The sequence below is a fragment of the Bifidobacterium asteroides genome, assembly GCF_019469425.1.
Taxonomy (GTDB): domain Bacteria; phylum Actinomycetota; class Actinomycetes; order Actinomycetales; family Bifidobacteriaceae; genus Bombiscardovia; species Bombiscardovia asteroides_I.
Genome location: NZ_CP048272.1, coordinates 2,171,431 through 2,186,949 on the forward strand (window position 1 = coordinate 2,171,431; position 15,519 = coordinate 2,186,949).

The 15,519-nt window shown below is 55.7% G+C and carries 8 protein-coding genes; all 8 read right to left on the minus strand.

Going from position 1 to position 15,519, the window contains the following annotated elements:
* Positions 1–168 precede the first annotated feature (168 nt).
* Positions 169–5,970 carry an Ig-like domain-containing protein gene (locus tag GYM67_RS08985; protein WP_220236526.1) on the minus strand — a complete coding sequence of 1,934 codons (5,802 nt, stop codon included), beginning with the start codon at positions 5,968–5,970 and terminating at the stop codon, positions 169–171.
* A gap of 564 nt (positions 5,971–6,534) precedes the next feature.
* Positions 6,535–7,227, minus strand: a complete 693-nt coding sequence (locus tag GYM67_RS08990; protein ID WP_220236527.1) for a helix-turn-helix transcriptional regulator — start codon at positions 7,225–7,227, stop codon at positions 6,535–6,537.
* A 112-nt stretch (positions 7,228–7,339) separates the two neighbouring features.
* Positions 7,340–8,737, minus strand: coding sequence for a D-serine ammonia-lyase (locus tag GYM67_RS08995; protein WP_258561500.1), 1,398 nt, complete (start codon positions 8,735–8,737; stop codon positions 7,340–7,342).
* Positions 8,738–8,742: 5 nt separating this feature from the next.
* Positions 8,743–10,089, minus strand: a complete 1,347-nt coding sequence (locus tag GYM67_RS09000) for a GntT/GntP/DsdX family permease (protein WP_220236528.1) — start codon at positions 10,087–10,089, stop codon at positions 8,743–8,745.
* Positions 10,090–10,256: 167 nt separating this feature from the next.
* Positions 10,257–11,306: a ketol-acid reductoisomerase gene (ilvC, locus tag GYM67_RS09005; protein WP_220236529.1), complete on the minus strand. Its 1,050-nt coding sequence runs from the start codon at positions 11,304–11,306 to the stop codon at positions 10,257–10,259.
* Between the two features lie 263 nt (positions 11,307–11,569).
* Complete coding sequence (locus GYM67_RS09010) at positions 11,570–12,931, minus strand: MFS transporter (RefSeq protein ID WP_220236530.1); 1,362 nt, start codon at positions 12,929–12,931, stop codon at positions 11,570–11,572.
* A gap of 297 nt (positions 12,932–13,228) precedes the next feature.
* Entirely contained in the window at positions 13,229–14,197 is a 969-nt protein-coding gene (locus GYM67_RS09015) for an FAD:protein FMN transferase (RefSeq protein WP_220236531.1), read from the minus strand.
* A 9-nt stretch (positions 14,198–14,206) separates the two neighbouring features.
* Positions 14,207–15,508, minus strand: a complete 1,302-nt coding sequence (locus GYM67_RS09020) for an adenylosuccinate synthase (RefSeq protein WP_220236532.1) — start codon at positions 15,506–15,508, stop codon at positions 14,207–14,209.
* Positions 15,509–15,519 lie beyond the last annotated feature (11 nt).

The window sequence follows — 15,519 nt, forward strand, 5'->3', positions numbered from 1 at the left end:
TCCAAATGAAATTGACCAGCTGAATGGGGACACCGCCATGCCAGGGACATAAATCCCCAAGTCTGGATGCTTCAGTTACTCATCCGAGTCTACATCTCACTGGAACATGTAAGGTGATTCTTCCGGGGGGGGGGGGGTACTGGAATTGATATACCTGCAGCGGGCAGTTCATCGCCCCGTCCTCCTCCGATTCCACAGAATCGCCACGGCTCCCGTCAATAGCAAAGCGGCGGCAGACAGCGCAAGCACACGGACGGCGACACCTGTGGAGGTCAGTGTTCCACTTTTCCCGTCGGTCTGCTTCTGAAAATCAGCTACCTCGTGAAGCAAGCCTTCAAGTTCGCTGATTGCTGCATCAACCTGCGCCTGCGTAGCATGAGGATCCGCCATCACCTTTCGCGCCCCTGCCACAGCCCATGCAAGACGCTCAGACAGTCCGCGAGAACCTGCTGTAGACTGCAACTTTCCTGCCTGGTCGAGGACCGCCTTAAGACGGCTCTTATCAACCTTCACAGAGCCGCGATCATCTGTATTCAGAGCTTGCAATGATGCCTGCGCCTGCACCAAATCGGACACAGCCCGATCCACCTGATCCTGGGTCGCGCTTTCATTATTTAAAACACCTTTGGCACGACTCAGCGCTTTGGAAAAGTCCTGCCAGGACTGAGTGGCATAAGCCTTCTCCTGCAAAGTATCAGCCTCATTGACGGCTTTTTGCAGCGTTCGTTTATCAGCGGCAGGCCACACCGAGGCTTTGCTCTTCAAACCCTTAATGGCTTGCTGCAAAGTTGCCGTGGCAGCATCGATCGCGGCCTGTCCTGCTTCCGGATCATGCTGAAGACCCCGCGCCTTATCAAGTGCAGTGCGAAGGGCAGCTACTGTGTCTTCCGTATAATCACTTTGTTCTATTGAATCAGCCTGGTTGATTGCCTCAGTCAGATGCTCTTTATCCGCACGTTTCGCCAAAGCCTGCTGTGCCGCTGCAAGCTTATTGAACGCATCATTGACATCTTTCTGCGTAGCCTTTACGTCGTCCAGCACTGTTCGAGCGCCTTTCAAAGCCGAGCCGAAGTCACCCCAGGTTCCTGGCGTGTAGTCTTCCTCGTGAATGGTGGATGCTTCCTTGACTAGATTTGCAAGATTGGTCTTGTTGACTTTCTCCGTCTGGTCCGGAGCATGCACCTGCCATTCCGCTACGGCAACGCCAAAGGTTCCGGTGCCTTGATGAGGATCTAGAACCAGGCGCAGCTTATCGGTGTATACAGGGGCGAATTCGGCAGTGCTCCAACCGCCACAGTCGGTGGCGTGATGCGCAGGATCATTGCGCACTGTGGCATAGCGGGCATGCTCCACATCCCGGAATATTCCATTCTCATCCAGATATTGAATCTTCCAATTCCTGGGAATTTCCAAACCACCCTTGCCGTCATTGACAGTACGGAAATTAGCCCAGAACTGCACTCTGCTGGAGTCGATGGTGATTTTATGCGGCCAGTCATATTCAGCATACATTCCATCAACCGCCGCTCCCCAAGATCCCCATACTTTGGCATTGATATCAGCATCATCCTCTAATGGCCAAGTGTCATCGATGAGTATGCCGTCATTGAGCTTGCCTTGTGCAGGCGACCAGGATGCTTCAGCGCTGACCGATGAGGTCGCAAACTTCTCGACCCATCCCATTTCCTTCTGATACTGATCTACAACATGAACGGTCAACTTGGCGCGCGTTCCTGAGGCAACATCAGGCACCACGCCTTCAACCGAATAGTCGCCAGGACACTGCAGATCAATAGCCACCACCTGTTGGGCATCCCAAGTCACCGGCAGTCCGCTTTTGTGAACGCCGTTGTTGTAGATGCCTGTAACTGTGGAAGGCAGACGCAGAAGGGTCCTCTCGCTTCCTGTATACACTGTCTGCTCACTTGGTTCGATACCGTTGATAAAGGGACTGCGCAGGTCAGATCGGACCCATACGGTCGCTGTCGATTTCTGGGAAGCGCCAATCACAGTACCAGTCAGTTTGAACTCTCCCTCTGAAGACACCATAGCCTTCGTTACTTGAGGCCAAAGCACGGTCAGATTCCTGCGCCAGCCTCCGCCATAGGCCGCCTCTACCTTTGACGGCAACTGCGGCACATGACCGATTCCAGTAGGCAAATCCAGGTCAGGTACAGTCAGCGGATCCTCCGCATAGGCTTCGAACTCACTGATTCCGACAATGGCGCCCCTAGGAAATACAGCTCGAATCCCATCGGTATCGACCTGATCAAAAAGCACAGTATTTGGTCCATCCTTATCGACGCGATAAACCGAGCTGGACCGCAACTGGACATCCTTCCAGCTCCCGGAAGCCATGTCATGGTATTGCAGCTTCCACGAACGAGCCATGGGCACTCCGCCATTGTCTGTCCAGAAATACAGTGAGGCCTTGTTGAGAGGGACTTGTCCGGGCCACTGCAGCTGCAGCCACGGCTCTTCTCCCGTATAAGGATCCCCCCAATTGTTCCAGCTGAGGTTAGGCGTGCCGCTATCGTTGGAAGTATCGCCATCATTAACTACCTTGACATTCCCGCTGGGAAGGTAGCCATTGGTATAGCTGGCTGTAGCCTTGGCCTGAGCAGCTGCATTGAACAGACCGTCTGATGGGACTCCGTGGACCCATACATCTACGTGGCCCTCCTTCTGCCCATCCGATGCGATCAGTCGTAGGACATAATCCCCTTCCAAATTGAACTTGACCGTTGTGGTTGGCGCGGAAGGATCGGCGAACGTCGCCTTCCCTGAGCCAGAAACCTGGGCCCAATTCGTCGTAAGCCGACCGAAGGGCATACCATCATCCTTGACGACTCCGGATAGCTGAGCACCTTGCGAGCCGATTTTTGATACATAAGCCTCCACAGAAGGCGGCTGATTCTCTGCTGTAGGGGTGGGGATGCCCGTATGGTAAGCCTCAATCTCTTTCAACCCAGTACGCGCATCAGGTGCATGGGTGAATGTGACTCTCAGTTTCCCAGTCTGTATTGCAGGGAACCTGATCAGGTTGTAATTGGCCTCGGGCACATTGGGCGATCGATATTGTTGCCCGACTTGCTTCCACCGACCGGCTGCATCCTGATACTCCAACCGGTACATGGTGGGTTCCGCATATCCCTGAATAGTAAAGTTCGCCGCTGTCTTATAAAAATAGAGACGGACTTCATCGACAGTTGATTGCCCTGCCAGACTCACCTCTAGAGAGTCGGCAGCATTCGGCGAACCAGCAGTCCCCCAGAAGGGCTCGTTGATGGTGCTGCCGTCCACGGCAGCACTCGCCGGCTGGTTCGGAGCCTCAAAACTGGCTTTGACCTGAGCTCCACGTGCCAGATCGTTACGGTCAATTGCCCTGGGATCAATATTGCGGCCCGCCTTGGCGAAGATGTCGGTCACACGCGAATCAGCGGAATAGGCGACATTTTGGGCCTCCGTCACAGGTTCGCGATCGAGAACGACCAAGGTCGCGGATGGATCTGCCTGATCCCCCAACCAGGCCTTTCCCGTATGCGCGTCATAAAGGACATGCGCCAATTTGTCCGAAGTCATGACTCTCCGACCTGAAAGATAGAGGGAAAATCCAGCTGGCCCATGATAATGACTGCCATCCCGATCCCAGACGATTGTCATATCCTGCCCGTGGTAGCTCAGATTGTTGATGGTGAAATAGTCCCAACCCGGTATGGCTATAGGGTTCAGCTCGATTGTGGAATCCTGCCTAGGCACCAGACCTGCAACATCCTCGATTAAAGTCCAGTTCGTAGTTCCAAGCTGGGTGTGATGAATCCACGACCGATAGCCGATTCGCCCGCCATGCTCAGCGGTCGCTGTGTTCCAGAATTCATTTTGATCAGGATAACGGTTATCGCCGCCTTGATAATGGGCGAAGGCATTCCAATATAGCAGCTTTTTGAACATTTCCTTGCTGATATAGCCCTTGTCGGAAGCATGATATCTACGAATGCCTTGGGCATAAATACGGAACAGGGGCACAGAATTGATCACAGAGAAATTATTGGAGTAGGTTTTCCCCGGGTTGGCTTCAGCTCTGGACTTGACGTCTTTCTGGTTGGCAGTATAGAAAGGAAAGACGGGGAACTCATCAGCATCGGCGAACAGCCTCAGAGCTTGTTCATAATCATCATTGTAGTCAGCATCCCCCTGAGCCGGCATCAGACCGGCTGCGTATGGATAATAGTTGTTGTTCTCTTTCCACTTGGCGAATTGTCCGCTGTGTTCCCCGATGAACTTGTGCTGGATGAGTTTGATATCCGGATTCCAAAGCTGCCCGAGGATCTGTGAGCGGATTTCATCTGCAGTACGCGACATCGCTTCCGCGCCTTCACTGTTGCCTGCCGTGGCGAACGCCTCCGAAGCGGCCTTGGCGTTCGCCCAGACCCAGGCGCTTTCGGCCCTGTCCATGGGTTCGCGTTCGTGCTCGAAAAAAGAGACCGCATCAGAATCATTGCCAGTCATAGAAGCCCAGTCCCAGTCGATAAGCTTGTTGCCGTTGCGATTGAAGGATGAATTCTTGGCCCCTATCAGCGCATTGACATCATTGCGCCCATAAGTTCCTATTGCCGCGGCAATGTCGGCGGGACCTCCATGCACCTTGAAAGATTCCCAGGCTGCATCGGTTATATACTGCGTATAGCTGTTATTCCAGCTCGTTCCACCCGGGTTATCGACATATTGCTGGCTTTTGGATGTCTCGCCAGCAGCCACCCAGGAACCATAAGCATATGCGGGGTCACGCAGATACTTCAAATCATTGATGAACATGCAAGTGGTCAGCACAATAGAATTGTTGTATCCGAGCACTCCTTCAATGGCTGCGGGGAACTGATAGGTATTGCCCGGCATATTAGCATCAATGAAATTGAAACGACTGAGCCACCACCGGTAGAAAACACTCTTATCGATATTCGGTTCAGGCGTCTCAATATAGGGGATATTATCGGCCCACCATTTGTTATACGCAGTGACGTGAGCCTTATAGGCCTCTTCAGGCAATTGAGAACGAACACGGTCATACTCTTGCTTGGAGGAAGGAAGCTCCTCAGCAAGCAACCCAAGCTGGATTTTCCCAGCCTGCTCACTGTTGGAGGAAAGGTGCAGGTCAGCGGCAAGATGGCCGTCCTCAGGGCGCATGCCACTACCCGAAAAACGCGGATAGACAGTGGTTAAATCGCGATTTGTCTTAACTACTCCAGTAAGCTCATCCCCCTCTTCAACACTGGCAAGTGGAGAAGTGGCATGCAGAGTCACGTCCTTCGCTCCGCCCTTGTTGATAATTCGGTATTGGGCTACAAGAACATTGTCATTAGTGATGTACTTGACTAATTCCATAGATAAGGACGGATCATCCGTCTCAAAACTGCCCCGCCAGTAACTAGGGGTCTGCTTTCGCTCGTCAGCAACTTCATGAACGGCCAGCTTTTGTTGCCCTTTATAAAAATCAACGGTAAAAGCACCCTTGCTGCTGATCGTGTCCTTGTAGGCTATCTCGCCTCCAAACCCGAATACTGATGGTTCATGAGTACGCATATATGCAGCTCGACCACGCGAAAATAGATACTGATTCGTATCTGCACCCTCGTAGATGTAGGTTCCGACATCGTTGGTCCCCTTGCCGGTCGGCTGGTCGCCTTTTCTGGTGAGAATCCGATCAATCCAAAAATCATGATTGGTATCTGTCCCCGCCCCCCGGGAAAGATCATTATCAAAAACCTTCGAAAGATAGCCGGCAGAGGGATTAAAGGCCTGTCCGCTAGCTGGAATCGGATTATCCACACCGCCGAAATGGGGATACCCCATCTCCGCATTTGCATTGGAATACTCAGCAGCAGCCGCAGGCAGCACGCCTCCAGTGGCAAGCGTTGCCACCGCGGCAAAGGCGACCACCAGAGAGGTCAAGCCTTTAGATAATTTGCACATACCACGTTCCTTTCGGACGCATTTACAGTTAAGCCATGCAGCTATGCACATCACTGTGAAACAGCACAGCCCGATGCCCAGCAATTTACCAAGCACGAAGCAGCGAATGGCATCGATTTTGAAGCATCGAATTCAGTGTAAATCAGAGAATACGCTTTCGCAAATTAAATATAGGGTTTTCTGGCGCTCTTTTCGCACTTTCGCTTCGTATTTTCCTCGTATTGTTTCCTTGACAGCAACGCATGGACGGTCAAACATGCTGATACTCATTGTTCCGACTGATAATTGGTATCACCGACCGCGGTAAACCACAAGCGCTGAGACAATCAGGCCATATTTGACCTCTCCAATGGTGGAGAGGGATAGACCAAATCGTTGCTACAGCCTTGTTTGCAACTTCCACACAAACAATACGAGGCCAAGCTACCCCCTAACAATAGGCGCACAGCGCTGCCGCACCCATGCTCCCATCACGAGCATCTTGTACGAATCCGCCATCACACAAACCTCCGGTTATATATTTCAAAATTCATATAAGATCAATCAAGACACATGGACAGGCCATTAAACCATCCGAAGGTATCTATAGGCCGTGGACTCCGAGATGGACAGCAGTCTGGCAACCTTCGCCACGGAACCCTTGATGTTGAAACAACCCTGGCCATTCAATCGCCGTATCGCATCAATCCGCTGTTCAGGACTCAATTGATCAACCCTCGCCCCTGCCTCGACGCAGGTTTGATCGATTACCTGTTCCATGACATCGTCCGCTGAAGCTACCAGGTTCTCTTCCTGCTGCTCGGAGTCATTACGGTCAGACACGGGGAAGTACATATCCTTCAACTGTTCGACCGAATGCTCGATAGCCAGCAATGGCGTTTGATCGCTGTTAATGCACAGTGCTCCGACAATCTTTCCTCGGTGTCTTATCAGGTACGTGGAAGAGACAAGCAGGCTCTTGTTGGCGGAAGATCTTCCCCGGTATCCAACCACGTAATCACTGCCATCAGGTGTCCCATCGCGCACAAGACGAAGCAAAAAATCGGTCGCCGGAGAACCGACTTCCCGCGAAGACACCTGACCATTAGCGATAGCAATGATCGAGTTCTTCGTATTGGCGACATTATGCAACGCCACCTCGGTTCTCGGCCCTAATACCTCACCAAGGAAATTGACCAAAGGAATATACTGTTTCAGATATTGAGCATCATCTGCCGAATCAGACTCCTGATCGACTGTCCTAGCATTATGCACCATACGCGTTCACCCCATCGCATCTGTATACAACCGTATTTCACGCATACCTACCAAGATCAGAAGGGTGCCCTCCCAAAACACCGGCACCCTCCGACCTGTTACGGCAGTAGTTCTAAAGTAAGCCCTCTCCTTTGGCGATATAGGCGGACATCTCATCCCGGGGCACCATAGACCCGCCGGTGCACCAAGCTATATGAGTCGCCCTGACCATAGAAGCATCATCCAATCCGATCTTTCTGATGCACTCCCTGTCGCTCAGGACTCGCCATGGTCCCACGAATCCGGCAGCAGCCGAAGGCTCAACATCTATGCCTGCTGCATCATGAAGACTGGCTTCAATACGGAAGAGCTCATCATCATCTATGGTGAGGAATCCGTCCACCAGTCCTTGCATGGCCTTGCCCACGAATCGAGATGGGCGTCCACAGGCCAAGCCATCAGCTGCAGTCACATTATCGATTCCGAAGTCCTGAACGCTTACCCCATCGTGCAGACCAGTGTAGGTGCCCAAGAACATGGATGGGCAATGAGTTGGCTCAGCAAAGAGGCAATGCACAGCATCACCGAAGACCGTCTTAAGTCCGAAAGCCACACCGCCAGGAGAGCCACCAACCCCACAGGGCAAGTAGACAAAGAGGGGATTATCCTGGTCCACCCGAACATCATAGGTGCGCAACTGGCCCGCCAGACGCCTTCCGGCTACGGCATAGCCCAGGAAAAGGGTAGTGGAATTTTCATCGTCAATGAAGTAAGCCATGGGATCGGACTGGGCCTCTTTCCTGCCGGACGCAACTGCGACCGAATAGTCCGATTGATACTCATAGACATGAACGCCATTGGCGCGAAGCTTATCTTTTTTCCATTGTCGTGCATCCGCCGACATATGCACGCTGGCATCAAAGCCCAGAGCTGCACTCATGATGCCGATGGACAGCCCCAAGTTGCCGGTCGAACCGACTGCAATCTTATATTGGCTGAAGAATTTCTTCATAGCAGGCGTCGCCAGCTTGCGATAATCATCATCCACAGTCAACAGTCCGGCATCAATGGCCAGGTCCTCAGCATGTTTAAGTACCTCGTATATGCCGCCTCGTGCCTTAATGGATCCGCTGATAGGCAATTCGCTGTCCAACTTAGCCCACAGCTGCCCCGACAACTGTTGACCATATCGACCGCCCAGCGCTGCAGCCAACTTCGGAACCGCGACAAGCGGTGATTCTATGATCCCCATAGAACTCGCTGTGGCCGGGAACAGCTCCATAATCAGCGGTGCAAACCTCTTCAATCGATCTGCAGCGTCGTCAACATCCTTGACCGTCAGACCCACACGCTTAATTCCATCCTTTGCAGGCAAGACCTGATCATTGAACCAAGTCGTTTCTTGCTCCTGCATCAGCTCTTTCAAGAGCGGCAGGTCACTGGTCCATTGCGCAGCCGTCTTTCCGTGTATCAATTCATTCATAATTTGGCTCCTTTTATTCTCGCCAAGTTGTTGTCGTTTATCGGCCAATCAAGTTAAACGACCAGACTCAGCAGCAAAATAACCCCTAAAGCTATAACGGATGTGATCGATGTGCCGACTGTCAGTGTCTTGTAAGCCTGTGGAACGCTTATTTGCAAATATTCCTTGACCATCCAGAACAGAGAATCAGTCACATGCGTCAGCCCAATAGCGCCGGCTCCAATGGCCAGAGCCAGAATCGCAGGCGAAAGGCCAGGATTCGCCGTCAGCAGTGGCAGCACGATCCCAGCAGCGCTGATCATGGCCACAGTGGCGGAACCCACAGCGAAGTGCAGTATCAAAGCTATGAGCCAGGCTAGAATGATAGGGCTGACCGGCAAATGGGAGAAGGCCTGGGCCAGACCAGGCGCGACGCCTGAAGCCGTCAGCACCGCATTGAAAGCTCCCCCAGCGCCGATGATCAGCAAAATTCCACCGATTGGGCCGAAGGAACCGTCGGTTATTTCTTGCAGCTGTTTCAACCCGAGCCCTTTGCTTAGCCCGAGGGACCAATAAGCAAACAGGAGAGCAATGGTCAAAGCCGAGATCGGGTTTCCGATGACATTGATCCACTTCATCGCCAGGATGTCACTCGGCAGCACCCGTTCGCATATGGTTCTGGTCACCATGATCAACAGAGGCAGAAGAATGGTAAGCAAGGTGATGCCGAAACCAGGAAGCTCCTTCTCGCTCTTTTCATCAAAAGAGCCCATACCTCCTTTTTCGTCCTTCATCAGAGCCGGGTCGTGTGCCGGTATGACAAAATGTGCAAACAAGACTCCGCCGACGAGAACAGAGGGGACCGCAGCACACAAACCTAGTAAAATCACTGTCCCAATATCGGCATGCAAGGTCCCTGCGATTGCCGTAGCGGCCGGATGAGGCGGAAGAATACAGTGCACCACCATCAAAGAAGTAGCCAGGGGAATGCCAATTTTGAGCCGTGATATGCCCGCCTCTTTAGCCACCACAAAGACCAAAGGCACCAGAAGAACAAAACCAACTTCAACAAAAACCGGAATCCCACAAATTAAGCCAAGCAAGGCCATGATGATTGTTGCATGCTGTTTGCCGAACACCCGCAGCATGGTCTGGGCCAACTGTTGAGCCCCGCCCGAAACCTCCAGTAATTTGCCCAGAACAGCCCCGAATCCAATGATCAATGTAAGAAATCCCAGGGTGTCCCCAACACCTTTTTCTATAGTATCGGTGATTTTATCCAGAGGTACCTGGGTCACAAACGCCACAAAGAAGGCCGCAATCAGCAGAGCGAGTGATGGATGCATTCGGACCTTGACGATCAACAACACAATTAGAGCTATGGCAATAAATAAGACCGCCAAAAGCGGGCCAGTATCCATGACAACTCCTTTGTTTTCAGAACATCAAGTAAAGAAAATTTTACCGTTATAACTATTTATTGTCAAGCATAACGACAGATCGCTCTCAGAATGCGTCGGTATCAGGTCAATAAAAAATCGCCGCCACATGGACGGCGATTCGCAAGAGGCCATAGACCTCCTACAGGTCACTGCACCTGGGAACGGGCAATCTTGCCGGTGAAGGACTGGGCCTCGTCGGCATCCTTGACGTCCTTATTCCAGGAGAACATGGCACGCAGCTTGGGGCCGACCTCCTCGATCTTCTCGTGGGAGTACTTCTCTTGGAGCTCCTTGAACTTGGGGGCGCCGGCATCCTGATCATCGATGAACTCCTTGGCGAAGGAGCCGTCCTGAATGCGTTGCAGCTGGTGACGCATCCTGTCCTTGGTGGACTCATCCACCACGGTTGAGGTGAAATCGCCGTACTGGGCGGTGTCGGAGCAGGACCACCGGGCCTTGTTCAGGCCGCCCTCGTTCATCAGGTCGACCAGCATCTTGAGCTCGTGGCAGACCTCGAAGTAGGCAATCTCCGGCTGATAGCCAGCCTCAGTCAGCACCTCGAAGCCAGCCTCGACAAGGTGGTTCACCCCGCCCATGAGCACATCCTGCTCGCCGAAGAGATCGGTCTCGGTCTCCTCCTTGAAGGTGGTCTTGATGGCGCCGGCGCGCAGGGCGCCTAGAGCCTTGGCATAGGCCAGGGTGATGTCCCAGGCGTCGCCGCGCGGATCCTGCTCCACGGCCACAACCACGGGCACGCCACGGCCGGCCACATACTCGCGGCGGACGATGTGACCCGGGCCCTTGGGGGCCACCATGAAGACCGGATGGTCCGCACTGGGCTTGATGTAGCCGTAATGGATGTTGAAACCGTGCGCGAATCCGACTGCCGCGCCCTCTTTGATGTTGGGCTCGATGTCGTCCCGCCAGATGTTGCGCTGGTATTGGTCGGGGGCCAGGATCATGACGATGTCGGCCTCCTTGGTGGCCTCGGGCACGGTCTTGACCTCCAGCCCCTGCTCCTTGGCGAAGGGCACCGACTTGGAGTTGGCACGCAGGCCGACCACCACATCTACACCGGAATCACGCAGGTTCAGCGCATGAGCATGTCCCTGGGAACCATAGCCGATGATGGCCACCTTCTTGCCTTCCAGAACCGAAAGGTCCCCATCCTTCTCATACCAGATCTGTGCTGCCATTATCTACACTCCTTCATGTGCGGTCCAACCGGGCCGGTTCTTCCAGGCCGGGGACTCAAAATACTGTGAATTCCTGTCGTTGTTCCAGGCGGACGATGCTCTTTCGACCGGGGCAACGGATTTTGTCCTTGGCCCCGATCCGTACCCAATGGATACGGTATGCCTCCAACCATACTCGTGATATGGCCAGATGGACTGTCCGCAATTCGTTGTTTGGACACCGGCGCAATGCGAAGAAGCAGCCGGCGGGATGCGTCCATGGCTTACTTGGTGAAGTCCACATCCTTGGTTTCGTGGCAGGTCAGCACTGCCACCAGGCAGCAGACCGCCATAACGGCCAGGTAGAGCCCGACCGAGCGCACTCCCCAGTGGGAGGAGAGCCAGGTGGCGATGGTAGGCACGAAGGCCGCGCCCACGATGGCCGCCAGGTTGTAGCCGATGCCGGAACCCGAGTAGCGCACATTGGCGTCAAAGAGCTCCGGCAGGAAAGCGCCGATAGGCCCGAAGGCGATGCCCATCAGGGCGAACCCGACGCAGAGGAAGACCATGACCTGGAAGGTGTTGTGATGGGCCATGAGCAGGTAGGGGAAGACCAGGCTGAAGACCACCAGCATGACTGAGCTGCCGATCAGCACCCGGCGACGGCCGATGCGATCCGCATAGACGCAGGCCAGCACGATGAAGAGGGCGAAGACCAGGATGGAGACCATGAGCATGAGCAGGTACTCCTGGTTGGTGAAGCCCAGTCCGCCGCCGCCCTGAGACTTAGGCTTGGTGCCGTAGGCCAGGGACCAGGTGGCCAGGGTGTAGAAGAGGGTGTAGGTGACCGCGACCAGGAAGGTGGCCTGGAGCACCTGACGCCAGCTCTTGCGGAAGACCTCCAACAGCGGGGTCTTGACGACCTTCTGCTGGTCCAGAGCCATCTGGAAGATGGGTGTCTCTTGCATGGAGACGCGCACGGCCAGCCCTACAACCACCAGGATAGCGGAGAGCAGGAAGGGCACACGCCAGCCCCAACTCAGCATCTGCTCGGGAGTGCAGAACATCTCCAGCAGGAAGTAGGTCCCGTTGGCCAGGAAGAAGCCGATGGGAGCGCCCAGCTCAGGGAAGGAGCCGTAGAGAGCCCTCTTGCCTTCCGGGGCGTTCTCAGTGGCCACCAGGGCCGCACCGGACCACTCGCCGCCCAGGCCTATACCTTGCACGAACCGGCAGAGGCAGAGGACCACCACGGCCCAGAGTCCCCAGGTGGCATAGGTGGGCAGGAGGCCAATCAGGACCGTGGAGCAGCCCATGGTCAGCAGAGAGACCACCAGCGTGGTCTTGCGTCCCTGACGGTCCCCGAAGTGTCCGAAGATCAAAGATCCCAAGGGCCGCGCGATGAAAGCGATGGCGAAGGTCAGCAGGGAGGCCAGAAGGGCCACGGTCGGATCGGTCTTGGGGAAGAAGAGCTTGGGGAAATAGTTGGCCGAAGCCGTTCCGTAAGCGTAGAAATCGTAGAACTCGATGGCCGTGCCGACCATGGAGGCCCCGATGACTGTGCGGACCGAGCTGCGGGTCACACGGGTGCCGCCGGACACGGAGGCTGCCGGTGCCGGGGAAGCGACACTGACGTCGTTTGCCGTCATCACTTCATCTCATCTCCTTATAGAAAAACCCCGCTGCTGGCAGGGTTTGATGCGATGAAGCCTACGCGTCCAGCCCCGCCTTCCGACGGGGTCGAACAATGAAGATTGTCGAGTCAGTCCGCCGGTGAGGACGGGCTAATAATTCGTGCGGACATAGTGCCGAATGGGCGGGTGTCTGTCGAGCTGGTCATCACGGCGAACCTCCTTTCATCATCCTCGAATCGGATGCGTTCTCTGCGCATCCGCATTGGTGCTGACCATAGGCCTGACATCGGCCGGTCCAGCGAGACTGGTCCGCTATGTGGACGGATGGATGTTGGGATCAGTGAAGAAACGGCCTGGAAATTCGCTGGAGATCACGGCCTGACGGTCGGCATACATCAGGGCACAGGAGAAGGAAAATCTGGCGGCCAGCGCATCCGGCGGCACCAGGAAGAGGGCGGTGGCCAGACCGTCAGCCAGGCCCGTGGGGTGTTCGTTGTCCTTTTCACCGGCTACCACCCAGGAGGCCAGCACATGGTCGACTGGACGGCCGTTGATGGCATCCAAGATGTGGTGAAGTGCCGTCAACCCCGCCGCTGCAGCATCCTCGGACCGGTCGGTCCAATGGCGACGGCTGGGTGCCGAGGCGCACAAGGAGCCGCGGGACAACTCGATCCGACCCACGCCTGCAGACAGATCACCGGGATCCTCCATGGCGACGGAAATCGGACGAGAGGTCCGCATACGCATGTCGCCGCCGGCATCGATCATGTACTCTTTGACCTGCGGTTCGAGCAGATCAGCAATGAGGTCTACCAGATAGCCCTTGCCAACTGCCCCGAAATCAAGGCTGACCGGACCGGTAGTCATAAGGACAGCACCCTGACGCCTGAGGTCATCACCCCAGGTGGGTCGCCCATGGATCCGTCCCAGATGACCGGCGGCGTCGACCTGCAACCGGAAGGTGGGCTGTCGGCCGTAGCCCAGACGGGTCAGATCCTCGCCCACCATGGGATCCAGGGCCCCGTCGGTGACGGAATACAGCCTGTCATATAGATCAAAGAGCCCTTGGCAGTAGTCCGGAAAGACGAACCTTCCCCCATGACAGGCCTGGGCCATTTGCGCAGGTATGGCATCCTGCCTGAACCGTGACAGGGCACTTTCGTAATCCTCGATCAGACCAGCGATAGTCCCGTGCAGTCGTTCTCCCAGAGGCCTGTCCGTGGAGATGATGATTCCCGTACCCACCGCCCCGGGGAAGGCGGTTAGGCAGGGCAGCCCCATGGAACTTCCTTACTCGATCAGAGAATGGATCTGCACGATCTGGTCGCGGCCCGGGCCCGAGCCGACGGCCGAGATGCGGCAGCCGGACAGGTCCTCCAGACGATGGATGTAGTCCTTGGCCTTGGTCGGGAACTCCTCGAAGCTCTTGGCGCCGGAGATGTCCTCGCGCCAGCCCGGCAGCTCCTCGTACACCGGCTGGGCCGATTGGAACTCGGCCTGGTCCACGGGCATCCGATCCACCCTGACCCGGGAGCCGTCGGACCGGGTGACGTCATAGCCCACGCAGACCGGGATGGTCTCCAGGCCGGAGAGGACATCCAGCTTGGTCAGCACGATGTCGGTCAGGCCGTTGATCTGCACCGCATAGCGGCTGACCAGCGCGTCGAACCAGCCGCAGCGGCGGGAGCGACCGGTGGTCACCCCGTACTCGTGGCCCTGACGGCGCAGCCATTCGCCCTGCTCGTTGTCCAGCTCCGTGGGGAAGGGCCCCTCGCCCACGCGGGTCACATAGGCCTTGGCCACGCCGACCACCCGGTCAATCTTGGTCGGGCCCACGCCGGTACCGGTGCAGGCGCCCCCAGCCGTGCAGTTGGATGAAGTAACAAAGGGATAGGTGCCATGATCCACGTCCAGCATGGTGGCCTGTCCTCCCTCGAAGAGGACGTTCTTGCCCTGCTCCAGGGCTTGGTTGAGCATCAGTGAGGTATTGGCCACGTAGGGCTTGAGCTGCTCGGCGTATCCCGCCAGCTCTTCAACAGTGGCTTCCACCTCAATGGCCCTGCGGTTGTAAAGCTTAACCAGCATCTGATTCTTCTGATGAAGGCTGGCCTCCACCTTGTCGCGCAGATGGTCGACATTGAACAGGTCGTGCACGCGAATGCCCACACGGTTGATCTTGTCAGCGTAGGCCGGGCCGATCCCACGGCCTGTCGTGCCGATCTTATGCTTGCCCAGAAAGCGCTCGGTCACCTTGTCCAGTGTCCGATGGTAGGGGGCGATGACGTGCGCAGACTCGCTGATCCTCAACCGGCTGCAGTCCACGCCGCGGGACTGGAGCCCGTCGATCTCCTCGAAGAGGGCGGCCGGGTCGACCACGACGCCGTTGCCGATGACCGGAGTGATGGCCGGGTGAATGATCCCCGAGGGCAGGAGGTGGAGGGCGTACTCCTGGTCGCCCACGACCACGGTATGGCCGGCATTGTTGCCCCCGTTGAACCTGGCGACATAGTCCATATGCTCGCCGATCAGATCCGTTGCCTTGCCCTTGCCCTCGTCGCCCCACTGGGCCCCAACGATCACGATTCCAGGCATACGATGCTCCT

Bases quoted from the DNA above. Each gene is read 5' to 3' on its own strand.
- GYM67_RS08985 (WP_220236526.1), bottom strand. From the start codon at position 5,970: ATGTGCAAATTATCTAAAGGCTTGACCTCTCTGGTGGTCGCCTTTGCC.
- GYM67_RS08990 (WP_220236527.1), bottom strand. From the start codon at position 7,227: ATGGTGCATAATGCTAGGACAGTCGATCAGGAGTCTGATTCGGCAGAT.
- ilvC (WP_220236529.1), bottom strand. From the start codon at position 11,306: ATGGCAGCACAGATCTGGTATGAGAAGGATGGGGACCTTTCGGTTCTG.
- GYM67_RS09015 (WP_220236531.1), bottom strand. From the start codon at position 14,197: ATGGGGCTGCCCTGCCTAACCGCCTTCCCCGGGGCGGTGGGTACGGGA.
- GYM67_RS09000 (WP_220236528.1), bottom strand. From the start codon at position 10,089: ATGGATACTGGCCCGCTTTTGGCGGTCTTATTTATTGCCATAGCTCTA.
- GYM67_RS09010 (WP_220236530.1), bottom strand. From the start codon at position 12,931: ATGACGGCAAACGACGTCAGTGTCGCTTCCCCGGCACCGGCAGCCTCC.
- GYM67_RS09020 (WP_220236532.1), bottom strand. From the start codon at position 15,508: ATGCCTGGAATCGTGATCGTTGGGGCCCAGTGGGGCGACGAGGGCAAG.